Genomic DNA, 16,936 nt, shown 5'->3' on the forward strand with positions numbered 1-16,936 from the left:
GATAGAACTTTGCTTAGTTGCTACCTTTATCATTTTTCGTAATTACCTTATCTACTAACCCATAATTCATAGCTTCTTCCGCTGTCATAAAGTAATCTCTCTCAACATCTACTTTTATCTTTTCTAGAGGCTGATTAGTATTTTCACTTAATATTTTATTTAATGATTCTTTAATCTTTAATATTCTCTTTGCGTGTATATCGAAATCAGTTGCTTGACCTTGGAAGCCACCTAGAGGTTGATGAATCATAATTTCACTATTTGGTAATACAAACCTTTTTCCTTTTGCTCCTGATGAAAGTAAAAATGATCCCATTGAAGCTGCCATCCCTATACATATAGTAGATACATCTGGCTTAATATATTGCATTGTATCATAAATAGCCATACCTGCGGTTATTGATCCTCCTGGACTATTTATGTAAAGATGGATATCCTTATCTGGATCTTCACTTTCTAAGAATAATAATTGTGATACCACTAAATTAGAAATGTTATCATCAATTTCTCCACTTAACATAATTATTCTATCTTTTAATAATCTTGAGAAGATATCATAAGATCTTTCTCCTCTACTAGTTTGCTCTACAACCATAGGAACTAAACTCATTTTTATTCCCTCCTTCTCTATTATCTACCTTCTTTTATAATATATCCATATTCTAAAAAAACTAATTATATTAAATTATATAAAATTTTATTTATTTTGTTAATGAATATTTGAAATAATTGCCAGAATTTTATTCTGGCAATTATTATTTATATACTATTTATTATTTTCAACTAAGAATTTTATAGTCTTTGATACTTTAACATCTGCAAGAAGTGCTGCTCTTTGGCCATTCATTAATAAATCAACCATTTTTTCATCTTCTTGAGCTGAGTACATTTTTGCAACTTCCTTAGCTTTTTCTTTTAATTCTTCTTCTGTTGCATCAATATTTTCAGCCTTTTCTACAGCTTCTAAAACTAAATCCGTCTTTACTTTGACTTCTGCATTTTCTTTCATGTATTCTCTCATTTTTGCTTCGTCTGTACCAGTAAATTGGAAATATTGTTCTAGATTTAAGCCTTGATATTGAAGTCTTTGTTCTAAGTTGCTTACCATTGTATCAATTTCTTTTTCAACCATAACTTCTGGAACATCAATTTTAGCATTTTCAACAACAGCTTTTATAATTGCATCTTCATATTCTCTTTCTGCTCTATTGTTGTTTTCTTCTTCCATTTTCTTAGCAATATCTTCTTTTAATTCTGCTAATGTATCAAATTCTGAAACTTCTTTAGCAAATTCATCATCAATTTCTGGTAATTCTTTTATCTTTATTTCTTTTACTAAAACTTCGAATTTAGCTTGCTTATTATTTAATTCTTCTCTTCCATAGTTTTCTGGGAAAGTTACGTTAACTTCTACTTTATCTCCAACTTTCGCTCCAACTAATTGATCTTCAAAATTATCTATGAAAGTACCTGATCCTATTTCAAGTGAATAGTCTTTACCTTCTCCACCTTCAAATGCTACATCATCGATAAATCCTTTGAAATCAATAACTGCTGTATCTCCAGTAGCTACTTCTCCATCTTCCTTAGTTTCGATTCTAGCATTTTTTTGTTGCATTTCTTTTAATTTTTCATTTATTGCATCTTCTGTAACTTCATAAGATGGCTTTTCAACTTTTAATCCTTTGTATTCTCCTAATTCAACTTCAGGATAAACTGTAACTTCTGCAGTATATACAAATTCTTTTCCTTCTTCTGCTGTCACTATGTCTATCTTTGGATAATCAACAGGAATTATGTTATTTTCTTCTAATGCTTTTGAATATGATGCATCTATAGCAAAATTAACTGCATCTTCAATTAAAACTCCTATACCATAGTATTTTTTAACTATTGCCATAGGAACCTTTCCTTTTCTAAATCCTGGTACATTAAAATTCTTAACGTTTTTATTATAAGCTCTTTTTATAGATTCTTGAAATTTTTCAGCCTCAACCTTTATTTCAAACTTAACAACGTTTTTCTCTATTTTTTCCATTTTAGCTTCCATTGTACTCTTCCTCCTAAAATAGTAAGATACTATCATAATTGATATAACTAGGTTATTATACCATACTATATCAAACACTTTCAAATATTTGTTTATTTAATTTTATCTTAATCGACTAAATAGCTATTTTGATTTACATATTTAACATTGCCATCAATTACGACTTCTAATCCTTTTTCTTTCAAATCTCCAAATTTTATTTCCCTCCCCTTAGAATTCCATAAAGTACTATGGGTATTATTATTTAGATCTACAACCCATATATATTTATTTAAATCATATCCAAAGTAAGGTACATTGCTAATGTATGCAACCTTTGTATCTGTTACAAACTTAGCTTCCACATTCCACAAATATCCATTATATGTTTGAAGAACTGAATCTTTATTAAATATTTCTCCATTTGGAGCTGTATATTTATCTTTTGTTATATTAGCTTCTTTTTTATTTGAATTAAAAATCTTCATATTTTGATTTTCATCTATAACTAAAATTAAATTTTTCGCTTGGTTTATAGTATAATACATATTACTTGGAACTTCTTTTACACCTTTAAATTTTATCGTTCCATTTATATCTTCATATTCCGCTTTTAATATAGAATTTTCATCAATTTTAAATTCCATAATTTTACTTTCAGGTTCTTTAGGTGCTTCTTCAATAACTTCTTTGTTTTCATTGTTTTCTAAGTCATCAATATCTTTATCTGTATTATCAAAAGATTTATCTTCAGCAATCCACATTTGAAGTTTATTTTTTAATGTATCCGTATTTATACTACCTATAGCTATCTTAATAAATAGACTACCTATAAGTAAAACCCCTATAACCGAAATAGCTGCTATTCGTCTTCTACGTTTTTTCATCTTCCTCTCATAATCTCTACTGAATATGCTAGGTTTTCTCACACCTAATACCTCCCCATAATTTATATTTTATATTAAAAGCTTTTACATTTATTTATTATAAAATACATCATATAGTATTATTTACCTTTGCTTTTGCAACCACAGCCTGAACCGCTTCCCTTACTACTACAACATCCACCACATTTTAATAAGCCAAGATCTCTCATTTCTTGTACTGATAGCTTAGCTTCATTTTCTGTATAATCTTCATAGTCAGGTGTTGACTTTAATATATCTTCATTTCTAAAATTTTTCATTTAAATCACCTCAAATTATATTATATAACGTATTTCACCGAATTCTATATATATTTTATATATTTTTATATATTTTTATTTTATAAAATGCTAATATTTTCTGAAAAAATCTTATTTTCGATAAATTTTCTAAAAACTATTGGATTTTTTGACAAAATATAATATAATAAATATATAAATTTTACAATTATTTTATAAATTACATATTTTTTCATTACATGATTAGCCCATACTACTGATAATAATTTTTTATTATCAGTTTTAATAAAACCCCACATATGTTCATTTATTCCCTTTCTTAAATGAACATAGAAACCCTTTAACCTGTGCAATTTTGTACAGGTTTTTTTATAATTAAAAATTGATAATGCACAATTGATAATTAAGGTTAAAATTCTTCATTCTTCAGAATTTTTTATTAAAAGACTTCTAAATTAAGCTTCGCTTAATTTTTTTCATCAATTGTCAACTGTCAATTATCAATTGTCCATTGTATAAAAAGGCCTTTCGGCCAATTTTTACAAATATCCACTAGGATCTATATGTTGTCCATTAATTCTTATTTCCCAATGGATATGAGGTCCAGTACTCATTCCTGTTGATCCAACATATGCAATGGTTTGCCCTCTTGCTACTGTTTGTCCAACACTTACTAGAAGTTCACTATTATGTCCATATAATGTTTGAACTCCGCTACCATGATCTATAATAATTGTATTTCCATATCCAGATATCCAACCTGAATATGCAACTACACCACTTTTTGATGCAGCAACAGGAGCACCATAAGGATCGCCTAAATCTACCCCAGTATGGAATCCTGCTTCTCCAGTAACTGGATTAATTCTTGGTCCATACGGATCTGTTACAATACCATATCCAGGTCTTAAAAACGTCTCGCCACTTGGATCTCCAGGAATTATATTTCCTCCTGAATTATCTTCTCCACCTGAATTATCTCCTCCAGAGTTACCTCCGCCCGAATTACTTCCACCATTATTAGAGCCATTATTTATTTCATTAAATATACTATCTAAAGCTGCTTGCAACTCTTGATTATATGAAACTAAATCACCAATTTGTTCTTCTAATTCTTTTTCTTTATCTGATAAAGATGCTATCAATCCTGACTTTTGTGATTCTAATCCATATAGCTCGTCCATTTTACTTTGATGGAATTCTTGTTTTACTATGAATTCCTTTTGAGCTTCTTTCAACTCATCTTGCTTTGCTATTACTTCATTTTTATCAGCTTCTATTTCTTCTAATTTTTTTGAAATTTCAACCTTTTCGTTTTCTAATTGTTTTTGAATCTCTTTCGCTGATTCCATTAGCCCTTTATCTAAAGTCATTATTCTAAACACATTTTGAATATTGTTAAATAAAGAAACTATACTTTCACTTCTCAATATCATATAAATATAATTTGCAGTTACATCCATTTTATAGTAATTTCTTACTCTCTGATCTAATGCTTCTTTTATCTTTCTACCTTCTTCTTCTTTTTCTGTAATAAGGGCTTCTTTTGTAGAAATTTCATTTTCAGCACTTGTTATCTCTGAATTTATTCTATCAATTTCACTTTGTACCTCATCTATTTTAGCCTGATATGAATCAACTTCTGCTTTTGCACTTTCTAAATCCTTACCTTTTTCATCAATTTGATTCAAAATCCCTTGAAGTTCACTTGATTGATCTTCTATTTCTCCATTAACTTTATCTTTTTCATTTTCTAAATTGCTTATATCATTTTGATTTTGTTCAATTTTATCTTGTAAGGAACTACTACTTTCTGCTAACACCAATGTGTTACTTGAAAAAATTACTACAACAGCTAAGGTTACTGCTCTTAATTTCTTATTCATAAGTTTTACACCTACCCTTATTCTAAATTAAACTTTTGTACACCGACTATTTGCCATTTCCCATCAACATATTCCATTTGAGTTAAAAACATTTCATTAACATTATTTTTGATAAACGGGATAAGTTTTTTACTTACACTATAATTTAAATCTATAACTATGTTAGCTTTATAAGTCTCATCTTCATAATAAAACTCACTACTCTTTACCTTTGTTTCTAATTCGGTAAGCTCATAATTATTTTTTAAAAATAAACTTTCTCTTCTTATACTGTTATATATTTTATTTTTTGCATCATCTTGTGCATTTTCTATTAAAGAATAGTCATTTAAATTTAAAGCATTAAAAACACTACTGTAAAACTTATTAGTACAACTATCTATTTGAGTCAATAAATTATCATTAACCATGTTTATATCTATATTTATATTAGGTAAGTCTCCCACATTAACTTTTTCGCTTTCCAACACTCCCCATGGAAATTCTCTTTGCAAATATATATCTATATCTTTATTCATAGGTATTGGACCATAGTTTTTTATATCTTTTACTTTTCCATCTATTTTTTTGTCATTTATAAATACATCTGCATCATTATAGTTTGATGATAGACTTATATTAATAGCCTTCAAATTCAATGTAAATTCTTCATTTTGCATCAAAAATATTTCTTGTTCCTCAATAACTTTTCCATATAACGTATCTAATTCCCCTTTTATTATATATTTCCCGGGAATTAGACCGGTTTTTATATTTGTCGCATCTATAGGAATGTTATCAACATAAATCTTAGCCTCATTAAAATTTGTATTAACCTTTATATCAATAGGTTCTATTTGTATTTTATAGTTATTAAAAAATAGTATTCTATCATTCTTTAAAGTGAAGAATCTACTTTTTTCACTACTTTTTAACCCCCTTATTATGTCATCGACTTGTGTAGTATTTTCTGAATAATATTCTGATAAAGGTTGAAAATCCTTTCTACTTATTTTTTTATCATCAACTCTAATCTTTCTATATATTTCTCCAGGTTTATTTTCTTTCAAAGCTATCTCTAGCTTCTTCAAAACAATATCTTTTGAAGCTTTATATCTTCCTACCCCAAAACCAATTAAAATAAAAAAAACTAAAATTGTACTAAGTAGTATTTTTCGCTTAATTAGAAATTCTTTAATATTATTAAAACTTAAACCATTTATGTCTTCTTTTAAGAGGCACATATATTCTTTTAAGTTTTTTAATAATCTATCAAATTTCTTCAAGTTTATCAACCCTCTTTACTCCAAAATATCTATTATCCATTTTTTACATTCTACACATTTATATATTCTTATCACAAATAAATCTAGCATTTTTTGCTTTCCTGAACTTGCTAATGCTTCCACTTCTGCTTGTGTTAAAAACTCATCATTTTCGTCTAAAAATCCTGGTATTTCAACTATATAATTCTTATTTGTCTTTTCACAACATTCATTTTCTCCTACTACTTCTATTTCCTCGTATGTAAGATCTTTGCTAAGTTCTTCTATTATAGGTAATATATCTTCAAATTCATCTAAATTATCTAAAAATTCTTCCTTGTAAAATACTAAATCTTTTATTTCGAATAATTTTTTCATAAAAACACACCTTTATTTATATTTTAATTTAATTTTATATTTAATAATACTATTTATCAAGATATTTTGCATAATAAGGAACTATTTATAAATCTATGATATAATTTTAAAATAAGACTATATTATTGGGGAGGGATTGTATGATATTTGATAGCCATATGCATTCAAAATTTTCTACAGATAGTGATATGATGATATTAGATGCAATATCTGCTAGTAAAGAAAAAAATATTGGCATTATAATAACTGATCATATGGATTTAGACTATCCAGTAAAAGAAGATTTCAAGTTTGATGTTCCTACTTACTTTAAAGAATATGAAAAATACAGATCTGAAAGTTTAAAGTTAGGAATAGAAATTGGATTAACACAGAATACCTTTGCTCAAAATGAAAAAATAGCTTCTAGTCATGACTTCGATTTTATATTAGGTTCTATACATGCAGTTAAAAATCTTGATATATACTGTGATTATATATATCAAGGTTATGATAAACATGACTTCTTTTCTTACTATCTAGAAGATATGCTGTCTTGTGTAAAATTATATAATAATTTTGATTCCTTATCACACATAGATTATCCTTGTCGTTATTGCTCTTTTGAAAATAAAGAAATACCAATTCAAGACTTTAAAGATATTCTTTCTGAAATATTTATTACTTTAATAAATAAAGAAAAAGTTTTAGAATTAAACTCAAGTAGACTTCACATAAATTCAGCTAAGGAATCTTTATTTGATATATATAGTCTATATAAAGACTTAGGCGGTAAATATGTTACTTTAGGCTCTGATGCTCATAACCATAAAAGTATTTATAGAAATTTTGATATAGCATTAGACTTTATAGACTCAATTGGTTTAAAAGGAGTTTATTTTAGTAAAAGAGAACTTCAGTATTTCTAATATGAAAGGGGCTCGCGTTTCGCGAGCCCCTTTATAAAAATAAGATATTAAATTTTTAAGGCAATAAAACATATTTGAAATTGAATAATTTTTATATTAAATAGATTTCTGATACTACACCTTCTTTTACATTATTTCATTTCACTTAAATTTATTATCTCTTTTTCTTTAAGTCTATATATTGTCCATTCATCCATAGGTACTGCCCCCAAAGACTTATAAAATTTTATTGATGGTTCATTCCAATTAAGGCATGTCCACTCCATTCTCTTACAGCCTTCTTCTCTTGCTTTCTTCCCTAAAAACTTAAATACTTCTTTTCCTAATCCATTTCCTCTAAATTCCTTTTTTATGAATATATCTTCTAAATAAAGACCACTTCTACCTATAAAAGTAGAGAAATTATAAAAATATAATGCATATCCAACTGGATTTTCATCTAACTCCAATATTACAACTTCTGCTCTATTATTTTCAAAAATAGAGTTTCTTAATGTTTCCTCTGTTGCAATAACTTCATCTGACATTTTTTCATACTCTGCTATTTCATTTATTAAGGATAAAATTAATGGAATATCCTCCTGTGAAGTTTCTCTTATTTTAAAATTTCTTATGTTAGTATCATAATATTTCATAAAAATCCCCCTTATCTTTAGACACCTAAATAATTTAAGCTATTTCCTTTACCATTGCTACATCACATCTATCACATACTTCTTCATTAAATTCTTCAAACCCATATTTTTTATAAAGTTTTATAGCCTTATATAAAACTGAATTAGTCTGCAAAGTAATTCTTTTATAATTAAGTGACTTAGCGATTTTAAAAGAATTTTCTATCATAACATTTCCAAGCCCCATCCCTTGGAAATCTTGCTTTAAATACATTTTTCTTAATTCACAGGTTTCATCATTTATTTTATAAATACCATATGTTCCTATTATCTCTCCATTGAACTCTATAACTTCAAAATCCCCATTATTTTGAATATAATACTTAGATATATCAGTTATATCTAAATCTTCTACTTCTGGATTTAAATCTAATCCATAGAGATTCAGTACCTCCTCTACTAAATTTAGTATTTCTACTTCGTCTCCATTTCTAGCTTTTCTTACTAAAATATTCTCCATAAACTTGCCCCCTTATCTATACGTAAATTAATAAATCTTTATAAAAAAGAGGACATATATAATGTTGCTTATTCAGTCACTTCACTTAAAGGCAACTCAAAATTATATATATCCACTTAAGATTAAATGAAAGAAAATAAGCATCTAGTAGTGTCCTTTATAAAATTTATTAATTTATTAACATTATAAAGGTTTTTTTATAATATTTCATTATAATTACGGAATTTTTTTACAAAAACCTTAAATACATACATTGCCAAAATTAATACAGTTATAAATATAACTCCTTCAACTAAAAATATATTTTTTATAACACCAACTTGATATAGGGCTGCAGGAAAATCTATTACAGCATGAATTAATATAGCTAATACATAGTAGATATATTTTCTTTCTTTAACTGCATACAAAACTATAATTGATAATGATATATGAATCACCATAGCAAATATTCTTTCTATTCCAGGCATGGCCCACATGATGGAACTGCTATTTACAAATTGGTCATACGTAGCACTTATAACTTCCTTTGGTACTGATAATCCCTCCATTATAGATTGGAATCCACCTTTATTTATTAAATTAGAATAAACTAAAGAATTTATACTGCTTATTGCCCCGATTAAAATAGCTTCCATTCCACCATGTCCAAGTCCATATGTTACCCCGCTCATTACATCTCTATCTTTTATTATAAACTTGAAACATAGAAATCTTGCTGTTTCTTCAAATATTCCAGCCATAAGACCACCATATAACATATAAGCTATTGGAGTACTTAACAAAAATCCTGATGTTGTACTATTTAACTTCAAGAAATATGAATGTATAGGAGCTTCTAAAATTTGTGCAAAAATAAAAAATGCTGCTGCACCTATAAAGAATGTTTTTAAACTTACATTATATTTTCTTTTTAAAAATATAATTCCTCCTATAGGTACTATCACACTTACTAATAAGCTAAATACCATAAATACAATTGATAAGCTACTAACCATAAATAATCCTCCCTTATAATTTAAACATTAAAATTTGTATCATATATAGCAAATAAAATTATCAACAATATAAGTAAAATTAATAATATTGTTGCTTTTTTATTTGCAAAATTAATCGTATACCCTATTCCTACCCTTTTCTCCACCATCCATGCTGGATCATTCTTATTATAATAAAACATTCCCCATATCCATTTGTCATCATCATTCTTATATAGGTCATCACCTTCATTTTCTTCTTCTATATTCCGTCCACCTTGACCTATTAATATGAATATTATTATGAATAAAGTCATACTAATGGATATAAAAACATTAATAAAATTCTCTAATGAGTTAGTATAAAAATTATAAATTATACCTAGCTGTATTACTGAGTATAATGCAACCATTTCTATCTCTGTTATAAATAAAAATAGAGAAATTAATCTTTTAAATTTTTTCTTTCTTTTTACAGCTGTTTCTATATTTCCACTATTTAAATCAACTTTTGAAGTTAAAGTTATTTTCGTTAACAAATACATTGCTAAGCACATTATAATTTGATATATAGGAATTTTATAAATAACATAAGAATTCATATTTAAAATATATTCTCTTCTATATATAGTTAATACTAAAATTATAATAGAAATTAATATTGGAAGTAAAAAAAACTTTTCATTTAATGCTTTATATCTTTCATTTTTCTTTGGCTTTCTTAATGTAGTATCTACTATAACAACATTATTAGTTTTATAACTCCAATTATTTTTTTCTTTTAACTTCCTTGTTATTTTATAGTAAATAGCAAATAAAATTGCATGAATTAAAAGAGCTCCTATTAATGATATTGTCATTATCATAGATAATATAAATTCACTAACTTGTAAATTCGAAATCATTAGTATATTATTTATTACAAAATAAATTACAAATATAAAAAGTACCTTTCTTTTATAATCTTTATCTAAGGCTTTTATTTCACTTGACTCTTGATATTTTTTAGGAATTCTAACTCCAAAATATATTCCTTTATTAGAAGTATTATTTAAATAATATGATAAAAGAACCATAGTTATTATAACTATATTTGAAGTTAATATAATCATAAAGTTTTGCAAAATAAATTCACCTCCCATCTGTATTTTATTATATTCCTCTTATAGCTAAATATATTATTACTATTAATATTAAAATTATAGGTAATACCATGATAATCATTCCTATTGGATTTCCTAAATTAATATCCCATCCAATACCTATTCTCTTTTCTATAAAGATACTTGGATCATTTTTATTGTAATAAAAGCTTCCTAATACCCAATACTTATCGTCATCCCTATATATTTCCTCATCATTACTTTTGATTTTTATATTCTTTCCGCCTTGCCCTATCTTATAACTTATTACTAAAAAAACAATTACAGTAATAAATATAACTGTTAAGCTAATTATATTTACTTTATTAATACTCCATCCATACAACGTACAAAATTGCATTAACGCAAATAAGATAATAATTTCTAATGCAATAATAAATAAAAATATTGAATTAAATCTTTTAAATATTCTTCTTTGTTTTTTTATTTCTTCTAAAGTCCCACTATTTATTTCACTTTTTCCATTAATAGCAAATTTGTTCATAGCAAGTAAAAACAAAATCATTCCTACTTGAATTAAAACTGGAAATAAAGCTAAATAAAAGAAACCTTGAAAGCCACTTTTTTCTACAAAACTATCCGCAATCCCCTGGGCATTATAATGAATTGGGAATAGTTCTGGAACCTCCTTATATGACAAAAGAGTTAGTATAAGTGTTATTGCAGGAATAATTAATAGTAATAAATAACTTTTGCTTCTTACTCCTACAAAATCGTCATTCTTCTTAGGTTTTCTTATAGATGTATCTACAACAACTACGTTCTTACCTAATTTTCTCCATCCCTTTTCTTCTTTTAATCTAGTCATCTTTTTCCAGTACATAAAAATAGGAATGTTTGTAATTACCAACAACATTAATACTAATAAAGTAAATAAAGATACTTTAGGATAGAAAAATACTATAACATTAATAATTAAAATAACTGGTATGCTAAATATTAAGTAAAATTTTTTATATTTTTTTTCTAATTTAATTATATCATTATCTTTTTCATATTCCTTCGGAACTCTCACTCCAAATATAATCCCATTATTAGATAACTTATTAACATATAAACCGCTAAAAAATGAAATTAAACTTATAAAAATAGTCATAGAACACACAATTATTCTTTCCATAATTAACTATTCTCCTTATTATTAAACTCTAAAAATACCTTATCTATATATAACTTAATTTCATCCTTACTAATATTTCTATTAAAGCACTGGGCCATATAAAAATATAAGTTTTCATCTAAATCTTCTTTGAACTTTTCCATTGATTGATTTAAATTTAATGAAACCACTGCACCTTTTCTTCTATCAATTTTAATATATCCTTCATCCTTAAGCATATTATATGCTTTATTAACAGTATGCATGTTTACCCCTATATCTTCTGCTAATCCTCTTACCGAAGGTAATTCCTCGCCTATTTCAATTTCTGATTTAGCAATTCCTTCAATAACTTGATTTTTTATTTGCACATATATTGGAGTATCAGAATCAAAATCTATCCTTAAAATCACTTTATCACCTCGTTTTAACTTTTATAGAAATCAATATATAAGATTAAGAATTGTTTAAGCTTTAATTAATATAAAATTCACCTAAAACACTTATAATATAATTACATTATATATTAAAATTTATAATTCTTAACTTTATAATTTAAAATATAATTATATTAATTAATAAATAGGAGGTTTATAATGAATAAAAAACTTTATAAAATATCATCTCAAAAAAGAGTAGCTGGAGTATGTGCTGGATTTGCTGAATATCTTAATGCTGATGTAACTCTAATCAGAGTTCTAGCTTTACTACTTATACTTTGTTCATTTTCATTAGGATTAATCTTCTATATCGGTTGTGCTCTTATAATGCCTGATAAATCTGAAATAATGTAGATAAGGGGATGTCTATAAGACACCCCTTAATCTAGAACTTAAGATTTTAAATTGTAGTAATATTTCGTACTTAATTATCTAATTTATATTATTTTAAAACTACTTTTAAGAGTTTGCTACCTTCATTTTGCATTTTAATTTTCAACTCTTATTTGTATGATAACTTCTTTTAATTTAGCTTATTAAATAGCTTTATACTAACTGTATTTAAAAGAATTAATAGCGCAGTTAGAATTAGAGTTAAATATATTATTACAAGTGTAATAAATAAAGCTATATTTAATATTTCTAATTTTATAAATAATAATATTGGTACTCCAATGATTATTACTGAAATAATCATTTGAATTATGACACTTATACTTTGTTTTACTACAACAGTTTCTGAAGTCCAATTTAAATTAGGAAAGAAATTGTTAACTATTATTCCTAAAATTGATACTATAAAACAATATATTGTTGTTATGATAATTAACCATATTAATTCAATTATTGATAATTTCAATGAAAAGAAGAAAATAATATCACTTATTAAAACTGTTGGCATAATTAATATTAGATTTAAAATTATCTTTCCTTTAAATATATCTATTGTTCTTATAGGAGTAGATTTTAATATCCATAAGTTCTTTCCTTCCATTGATATAGATGAATTAGTTGTACAAGATATTGATAAAATACCACATATCACAGCAATGATAAATAAAGGAATCATACTATCAACAACTTCTATTTCCATAATCTTAAATAAAATCTCTTTTCCCATAAATAAAGTTGATATAGCAGCTATCAATATTAATACAGGCCCTATAATTGTATTCAACACATATACAGGCGAAGAAAAATATCGTTTTATTTCTTTTTTAGTTAACGCAATTATTTGTGACGATACATTCATTTCATTTATTTTATAATTTGACTTTTTAAAACTCTCTTGTAATTTTGAGTTTATTTTCTTAAAGGACTTGTTAAATATAAAAATAAATATTGAAAAAATTGAAACTGATAAAGCTACAAATATAAGTAAATCTTTAAAGTTTAAATTTATTAAAGCATTAACTACATATATTGTTGGAGGATATAATTTTGATATACCTAAAGTTATAGAATCACTATTTACTATTATCTTTTGAACTAAGTCTCCACTTTTAGATGAAGCAATCATTATTAATAAAATAAATATTAATGTTGCAGAATTTATAATTAAATTTTTATGCTTCATTCTTGAAGATATATAACTAATTACGAATGCAATAATAGATGCTACTACTACAGGAATTAATGGTAATAACAAAAATACTATAAATAAATATATAAAAAATAAATAAGAAATCTCAACCCTACTAAAATAGATGCAAGCTGGAGATATAAATACAACTATTAAAAATAAATAATTAATTCCTAATAGTTGTATCATCCTATTAATCAAAATAGTACTACTCTTTATAGGTAAACTCATAAGTAAATCATAATCTCTTGCAGAAAATAAAATTCCTTGAGCTTTATACATAGAAGTAAAAAATATAATAACCACACTTAAAATAAAGCTCATAACCAATAATAAATCAATAAACCCAATACTCTTTAATCCATCAGCTAGTAACTTAGAATATTCTATTGCTAAAACTTCAAATACTATTAGGGTAATTAATATTGTTGGTACTATTAATATACTTCTAAACTTTTCGCCCTTTGACTTTTCCTTAAATATCTTATTAATTCCTATAGAATTAATAAATGTTGTTTTAAATAAACTCCATAAATTACTCATTATCTATCAACTCCATAAATATATCTTCTAATGAACTATTTCCTTTAACTTCATCCATATTACCTTGAGATACTATATTGCCATCTTTTATAATTGCTACCTTATCGCATAACTTTTCTGCTACTTCTAAAACATGAGTTGAGAAAAATATTGCTACACCTTCATTACAAAGCTTTTTCATTTCTTCTTTTAATATATGTGATGCTTTAGGATCTAATCCAACAAATGGTTCATCTAAAATTAAAAGCTTAGGTTTATGAATTAGTGCAGAAATTATAACTAACTTTTGTTTCATTCCGTGAGAATATGATGATATTAAATCTCCAAGAGCTGATGTTATTTCAAATTTTTCTGAATATAACTTTATTAATTTTTCTCTTTCTTCTTTTGAAACCCTATATATATCTGCAATAAAATTTAAATATTGAATCCCAGTTAAAGCTTCATAAATATCAGGATTATCAGGTATATACGCTATTTTTTTCTTACACTCAATAGGATTATTTTTAATTGAATCTCCATCAATTAATATATCTCCTTCTTCAAATTCTAAAATTCCTACAATAGCTTTTATAGTTGTAGTCTTTCCTGCTCCATTATGACCAATAAAGGCAAATATTTCTCCACTATTAACTTTAATCGATACATTATTCACGGCTTTTTTTCCATTTTTATATGACTTTGAAAAGTTTATTATCTCTAACATATTATTACCTCTCTTATTATACTTGTTATATATATACTATAACAAGTATAATAAGTTGACAAGACTTTTTCAATTTTTATATTAAATTTCATAAATACAAGATTAAATTGTTTATTTGTTGTTGATATAATATTTTACTTTACAGTTTTTTCTTATATGATAAAATAATATTGGTCGGTATTCTTAAGAAACCGAACTTCACGCAAAAATTCATTTTTTGCCGAATTATATCCTATAAGGAATAAGAACGGAGGAATTAAAATGTTAAATGCTAGAGGGATGGGAAACTCTCGTCAAAATGTAAGAAAAATGGTAGTAGTTGCAATGCTATCGGGTATTTGTTTATTCTTAGGACTAACAGGTCTTGGTTTTATACCATTACCACTCTTTAAACTAACAATTTTACATTTACCTGTAATAATTGGAGCAATAATTGAAGGTCCTATAGCTGGGGCTACAATTGGATTCATATTTGGGATTTTCTCAATTTATCAAAACATAACTGCTCCAACTCCAATGTCTCCATTTTTTTATAACCCAATAGTTTCTATATTGCCTAGAGTACTGATAGGGGTAATATCTTATTATGTTTATAAACTCTTAAAAACAAAAATTAAAAATAAGAAACTATCTATAGGTATTGCTGCTGTTTGTGGATCTTTAACCAATACTATTGGGGTTCTTGGAAGTATATACTTAATTTATTTTAAGGATTATGCATCAATTCTTGTTAGTAATGGAACCATTTCAACTGGATCAAGAAACGCAGTCACAGTTGCACTCTTATCTATAATAGGTACTAATGGTATGGCAGAGGCAGCTTTATCAGCACTTGTTGCAATTCCAGTTATTATAGCAATATTTAAAATGCAAAAGAGAAATAATTAATTTATAAAAGGTTATTTGAAAAATATTTTCAAATAACCTTTTTTTATAGTTTGTACCAATATATTCTTTATAAAGATCACTTTTCCTCTACTGTATTAATTTTTATAGTTTATTAACATTTTATCTGCACAATATAATAGTACAAAGTCAAACAAGCTTTGTAAAAGAAAACCCAAAAAAAATTTTATATGTTTTCAAGGAGGGATTTATTATGGCAAGTAATAGACAATTGATTCCAGAAGCTAAACAAGGATTAGCTAAATTCAAAAATGAAGTAGCTAACGAAATGGGAGTACCTTTCTCAGACTATAATGGAGACCTTACTTCAAAACAATGCGGTAGCGTTGGTGGAGAAATGGTTAAGAGAATGGTTGAACAATACGAATCTGGATTAAAGTAAAACTTTAATCTGATATATTTGCAAGGAGGGATTTATTATGGCAAGTAATAGAAAACTAGTTCCAGAAGCTAAACAAGGATTAGCTAAATTCAAAAATGAAGTAGCTAATGAAATGGGAGTGCCTTTCTCAGACTATAATGGAGACCTTACTTCAAAACAATGCGGTAGCGTTGGTGGAGAAATGGTTAAGAGAATGGTTGAACAATACGAATCTGGATTAAAGTAAAACTTTAATCTGATATATTTGCAAGGAGGGATTTGTTATGGCAAGTAACAGAAAATTAGTTCCAGAAGCTAAACAAGGATTAGCTAAATTCAAAAATGAAGTAGCTAATGAAATGGGAGTACCTTTCTCAGACTATAATGGAGACCTTACTTCAAAACAATGCGGTAG

Annotated in this window: 21 protein-coding genes; 6 read left to right on the forward strand and 15 right to left on the reverse strand. The window is 26.2% G+C overall.

The window, feature by feature from the left end:
• Positions 1-13: 13 nt before the first annotated feature.
• From clpP to I2E83_RS04835, 7 genes are all read right to left on the reverse strand, one after another.
• Positions 14-610 (reverse strand): ATP-dependent Clp endopeptidase proteolytic subunit ClpP, encoded by a 597-nt coding sequence (clpP, locus tag I2E83_RS04805; RefSeq protein ID WP_195262614.1) that lies wholly within the window; start codon positions 608-610, stop codon positions 14-16.
• Between the two features lie 156 nt (positions 611-766).
• Positions 767-2,050 (reverse strand): trigger factor, encoded by a 1,284-nt coding sequence (tig, locus tag I2E83_RS04810; RefSeq protein WP_195262615.1) that lies wholly within the window; start codon positions 2,048-2,050, stop codon positions 767-769.
• 107 nt (positions 2,051-2,157) lie between these two features.
• Positions 2,158-2,958 carry a hypothetical protein gene (locus I2E83_RS04815; RefSeq protein ID WP_195428825.1) on the reverse strand — a complete coding sequence of 267 codons (801 nt, stop codon included), beginning with the start codon at positions 2,956-2,958 and terminating at the stop codon, positions 2,158-2,160.
• Positions 2,959-3,035: 77 nt separating this feature from the next.
• Positions 3,036-3,215 (reverse strand): hypothetical protein, encoded by a 180-nt coding sequence (locus I2E83_RS04820; protein ID WP_195262617.1) that lies wholly within the window; start codon positions 3,213-3,215, stop codon positions 3,036-3,038.
• Positions 3,216-3,733: 518 nt separating this feature from the next.
• Complete coding sequence (locus I2E83_RS04825; protein WP_195428827.1) at positions 3,734-5,080, reverse strand: M23 family metallopeptidase; 1,347 nt, start codon at positions 5,078-5,080, stop codon at positions 3,734-3,736.
• 17 nt (positions 5,081-5,097) lie between these two features.
• Positions 5,098-6,345, reverse strand: coding sequence for a hypothetical protein (locus I2E83_RS04830; protein ID WP_195262619.1), 1,248 nt, complete (start codon positions 6,343-6,345; stop codon positions 5,098-5,100).
• A 15-nt stretch (positions 6,346-6,360) separates the two neighbouring features.
• Positions 6,361-6,702, reverse strand: a complete 342-nt coding sequence (locus tag I2E83_RS04835; protein WP_195262620.1) for a hypothetical protein — start codon at positions 6,700-6,702, stop codon at positions 6,361-6,363.
• A gap of 140 nt (positions 6,703-6,842) precedes the next feature.
• On the opposite strand from I2E83_RS04835, the gene I2E83_RS04840 reads away from it, so the two are divergent.
• On the forward strand, positions 6,843-7,610 hold the full coding sequence (locus tag I2E83_RS04840) for a histidinol phosphate phosphatase (RefSeq protein ID WP_195262621.1): 768 nt from the start codon (positions 6,843-6,845) through the stop codon (positions 7,608-7,610).
• A gap of 131 nt (positions 7,611-7,741) precedes the next feature.
• Here the strand turns inward: I2E83_RS04840 and I2E83_RS04845 are convergent, their stop codons facing one another.
• The 6 genes from I2E83_RS04845 to I2E83_RS04870 all read right to left on the reverse strand — a co-directional run bounded on the left by I2E83_RS04845 (position 7,742) and on the right by I2E83_RS04870 (position 12,396).
• The gene (locus I2E83_RS04845) at positions 7,742-8,245 is read right to left on the reverse strand and encodes a GNAT family N-acetyltransferase (RefSeq protein ID WP_195262622.1); all 504 of its coding nucleotides are present in this window, start codon (positions 8,243-8,245) and stop codon (positions 7,742-7,744) included.
• A 34-nt stretch (positions 8,246-8,279) separates the two neighbouring features.
• Positions 8,280-8,744, reverse strand: coding sequence for a GNAT family N-acetyltransferase (locus I2E83_RS04850; RefSeq protein WP_195262623.1), 465 nt, complete (start codon positions 8,742-8,744; stop codon positions 8,280-8,282).
• Between the two features lie 197 nt (positions 8,745-8,941).
• Positions 8,942-9,742, reverse strand: a complete 801-nt coding sequence (locus I2E83_RS04855) for a YhfC family intramembrane metalloprotease (protein WP_195262624.1) — start codon at positions 9,740-9,742, stop codon at positions 8,942-8,944.
• 20 nt (positions 9,743-9,762) lie between these two features.
• Complete coding sequence (locus tag I2E83_RS04860) at positions 9,763-10,845, reverse strand: DUF5808 domain-containing protein (RefSeq protein WP_195262625.1); 1,083 nt, start codon at positions 10,843-10,845, stop codon at positions 9,763-9,765.
• Between the two features lie 28 nt (positions 10,846-10,873).
• Positions 10,874-12,004 (reverse strand): DUF5808 domain-containing protein, encoded by a 1,131-nt coding sequence (locus tag I2E83_RS04865; RefSeq protein WP_195262626.1) that lies wholly within the window; start codon positions 12,002-12,004, stop codon positions 10,874-10,876.
• A 2-nt stretch (positions 12,005-12,006) separates the two neighbouring features.
• A complete protein-coding gene (locus I2E83_RS04870; RefSeq protein WP_195262627.1) occupies positions 12,007-12,396 on the reverse strand; it encodes a GntR family transcriptional regulator in 390 nt (129 codons plus the stop codon).
• A gap of 183 nt (positions 12,397-12,579) precedes the next feature.
• Between I2E83_RS04870 and I2E83_RS04875 the strand changes: the two genes are divergently transcribed.
• Positions 12,580-12,777, forward strand: a complete 198-nt coding sequence (locus I2E83_RS04875) for a PspC domain-containing protein (protein ID WP_195262628.1) — start codon at positions 12,580-12,582, stop codon at positions 12,775-12,777.
• 169 nt (positions 12,778-12,946) lie between these two features.
• On the opposite strand, the gene I2E83_RS04880 is transcribed toward I2E83_RS04875, so the two are convergent.
• Together I2E83_RS04880 and I2E83_RS04885 are read right to left on the reverse strand one after the other, a co-directional pair.
• Entirely contained in the window at positions 12,947-14,548 is a 1,602-nt protein-coding gene (locus I2E83_RS04880; protein WP_195262629.1) for an ABC transporter permease, read from the reverse strand.
• Complete coding sequence (locus I2E83_RS04885; protein WP_195262630.1) at positions 14,541-15,254, reverse strand: ABC transporter ATP-binding protein; 714 nt, start codon at positions 15,252-15,254, stop codon at positions 14,541-14,543. Before I2E83_RS04885 ends, I2E83_RS04880 begins: the two co-directional genes overlap by 8 nt.
• A gap of 261 nt (positions 15,255-15,515) precedes the next feature.
• Here I2E83_RS04885 and I2E83_RS04890 point away from each other — a divergent pair, with 261 nt between their 5' ends.
• From I2E83_RS04890 to I2E83_RS04905, 4 genes are all read left to right on the forward strand, one after another.
• Complete coding sequence (locus tag I2E83_RS04890; protein ID WP_195262631.1) at positions 15,516-16,142, forward strand: ECF transporter S component; 627 nt, start codon at positions 15,516-15,518, stop codon at positions 16,140-16,142.
• A gap of 211 nt (positions 16,143-16,353) precedes the next feature.
• Positions 16,354-16,542, forward strand: coding sequence for an alpha/beta-type small acid-soluble spore protein (locus tag I2E83_RS04895; protein ID WP_008676833.1), 189 nt, complete (start codon positions 16,354-16,356; stop codon positions 16,540-16,542).
• A gap of 37 nt (positions 16,543-16,579) precedes the next feature.
• Positions 16,580-16,768, forward strand: a complete 189-nt coding sequence (locus I2E83_RS04900; protein WP_195428829.1) for an alpha/beta-type small acid-soluble spore protein — start codon at positions 16,580-16,582, stop codon at positions 16,766-16,768.
• A 37-nt stretch (positions 16,769-16,805) separates the two neighbouring features.
• The coding region (locus I2E83_RS04905) for an alpha/beta-type small acid-soluble spore protein (protein WP_195428831.1) at positions 16,806-16,936 on the forward strand (131 nt) is incomplete at its 3' end.

The organism is Clostridium sp. D46t1_190503_E9 (assembly GCF_015555225.1).
Classification (GTDB): domain Bacteria; phylum Bacillota; class Clostridia; order Clostridiales; family Clostridiaceae; genus Clostridium.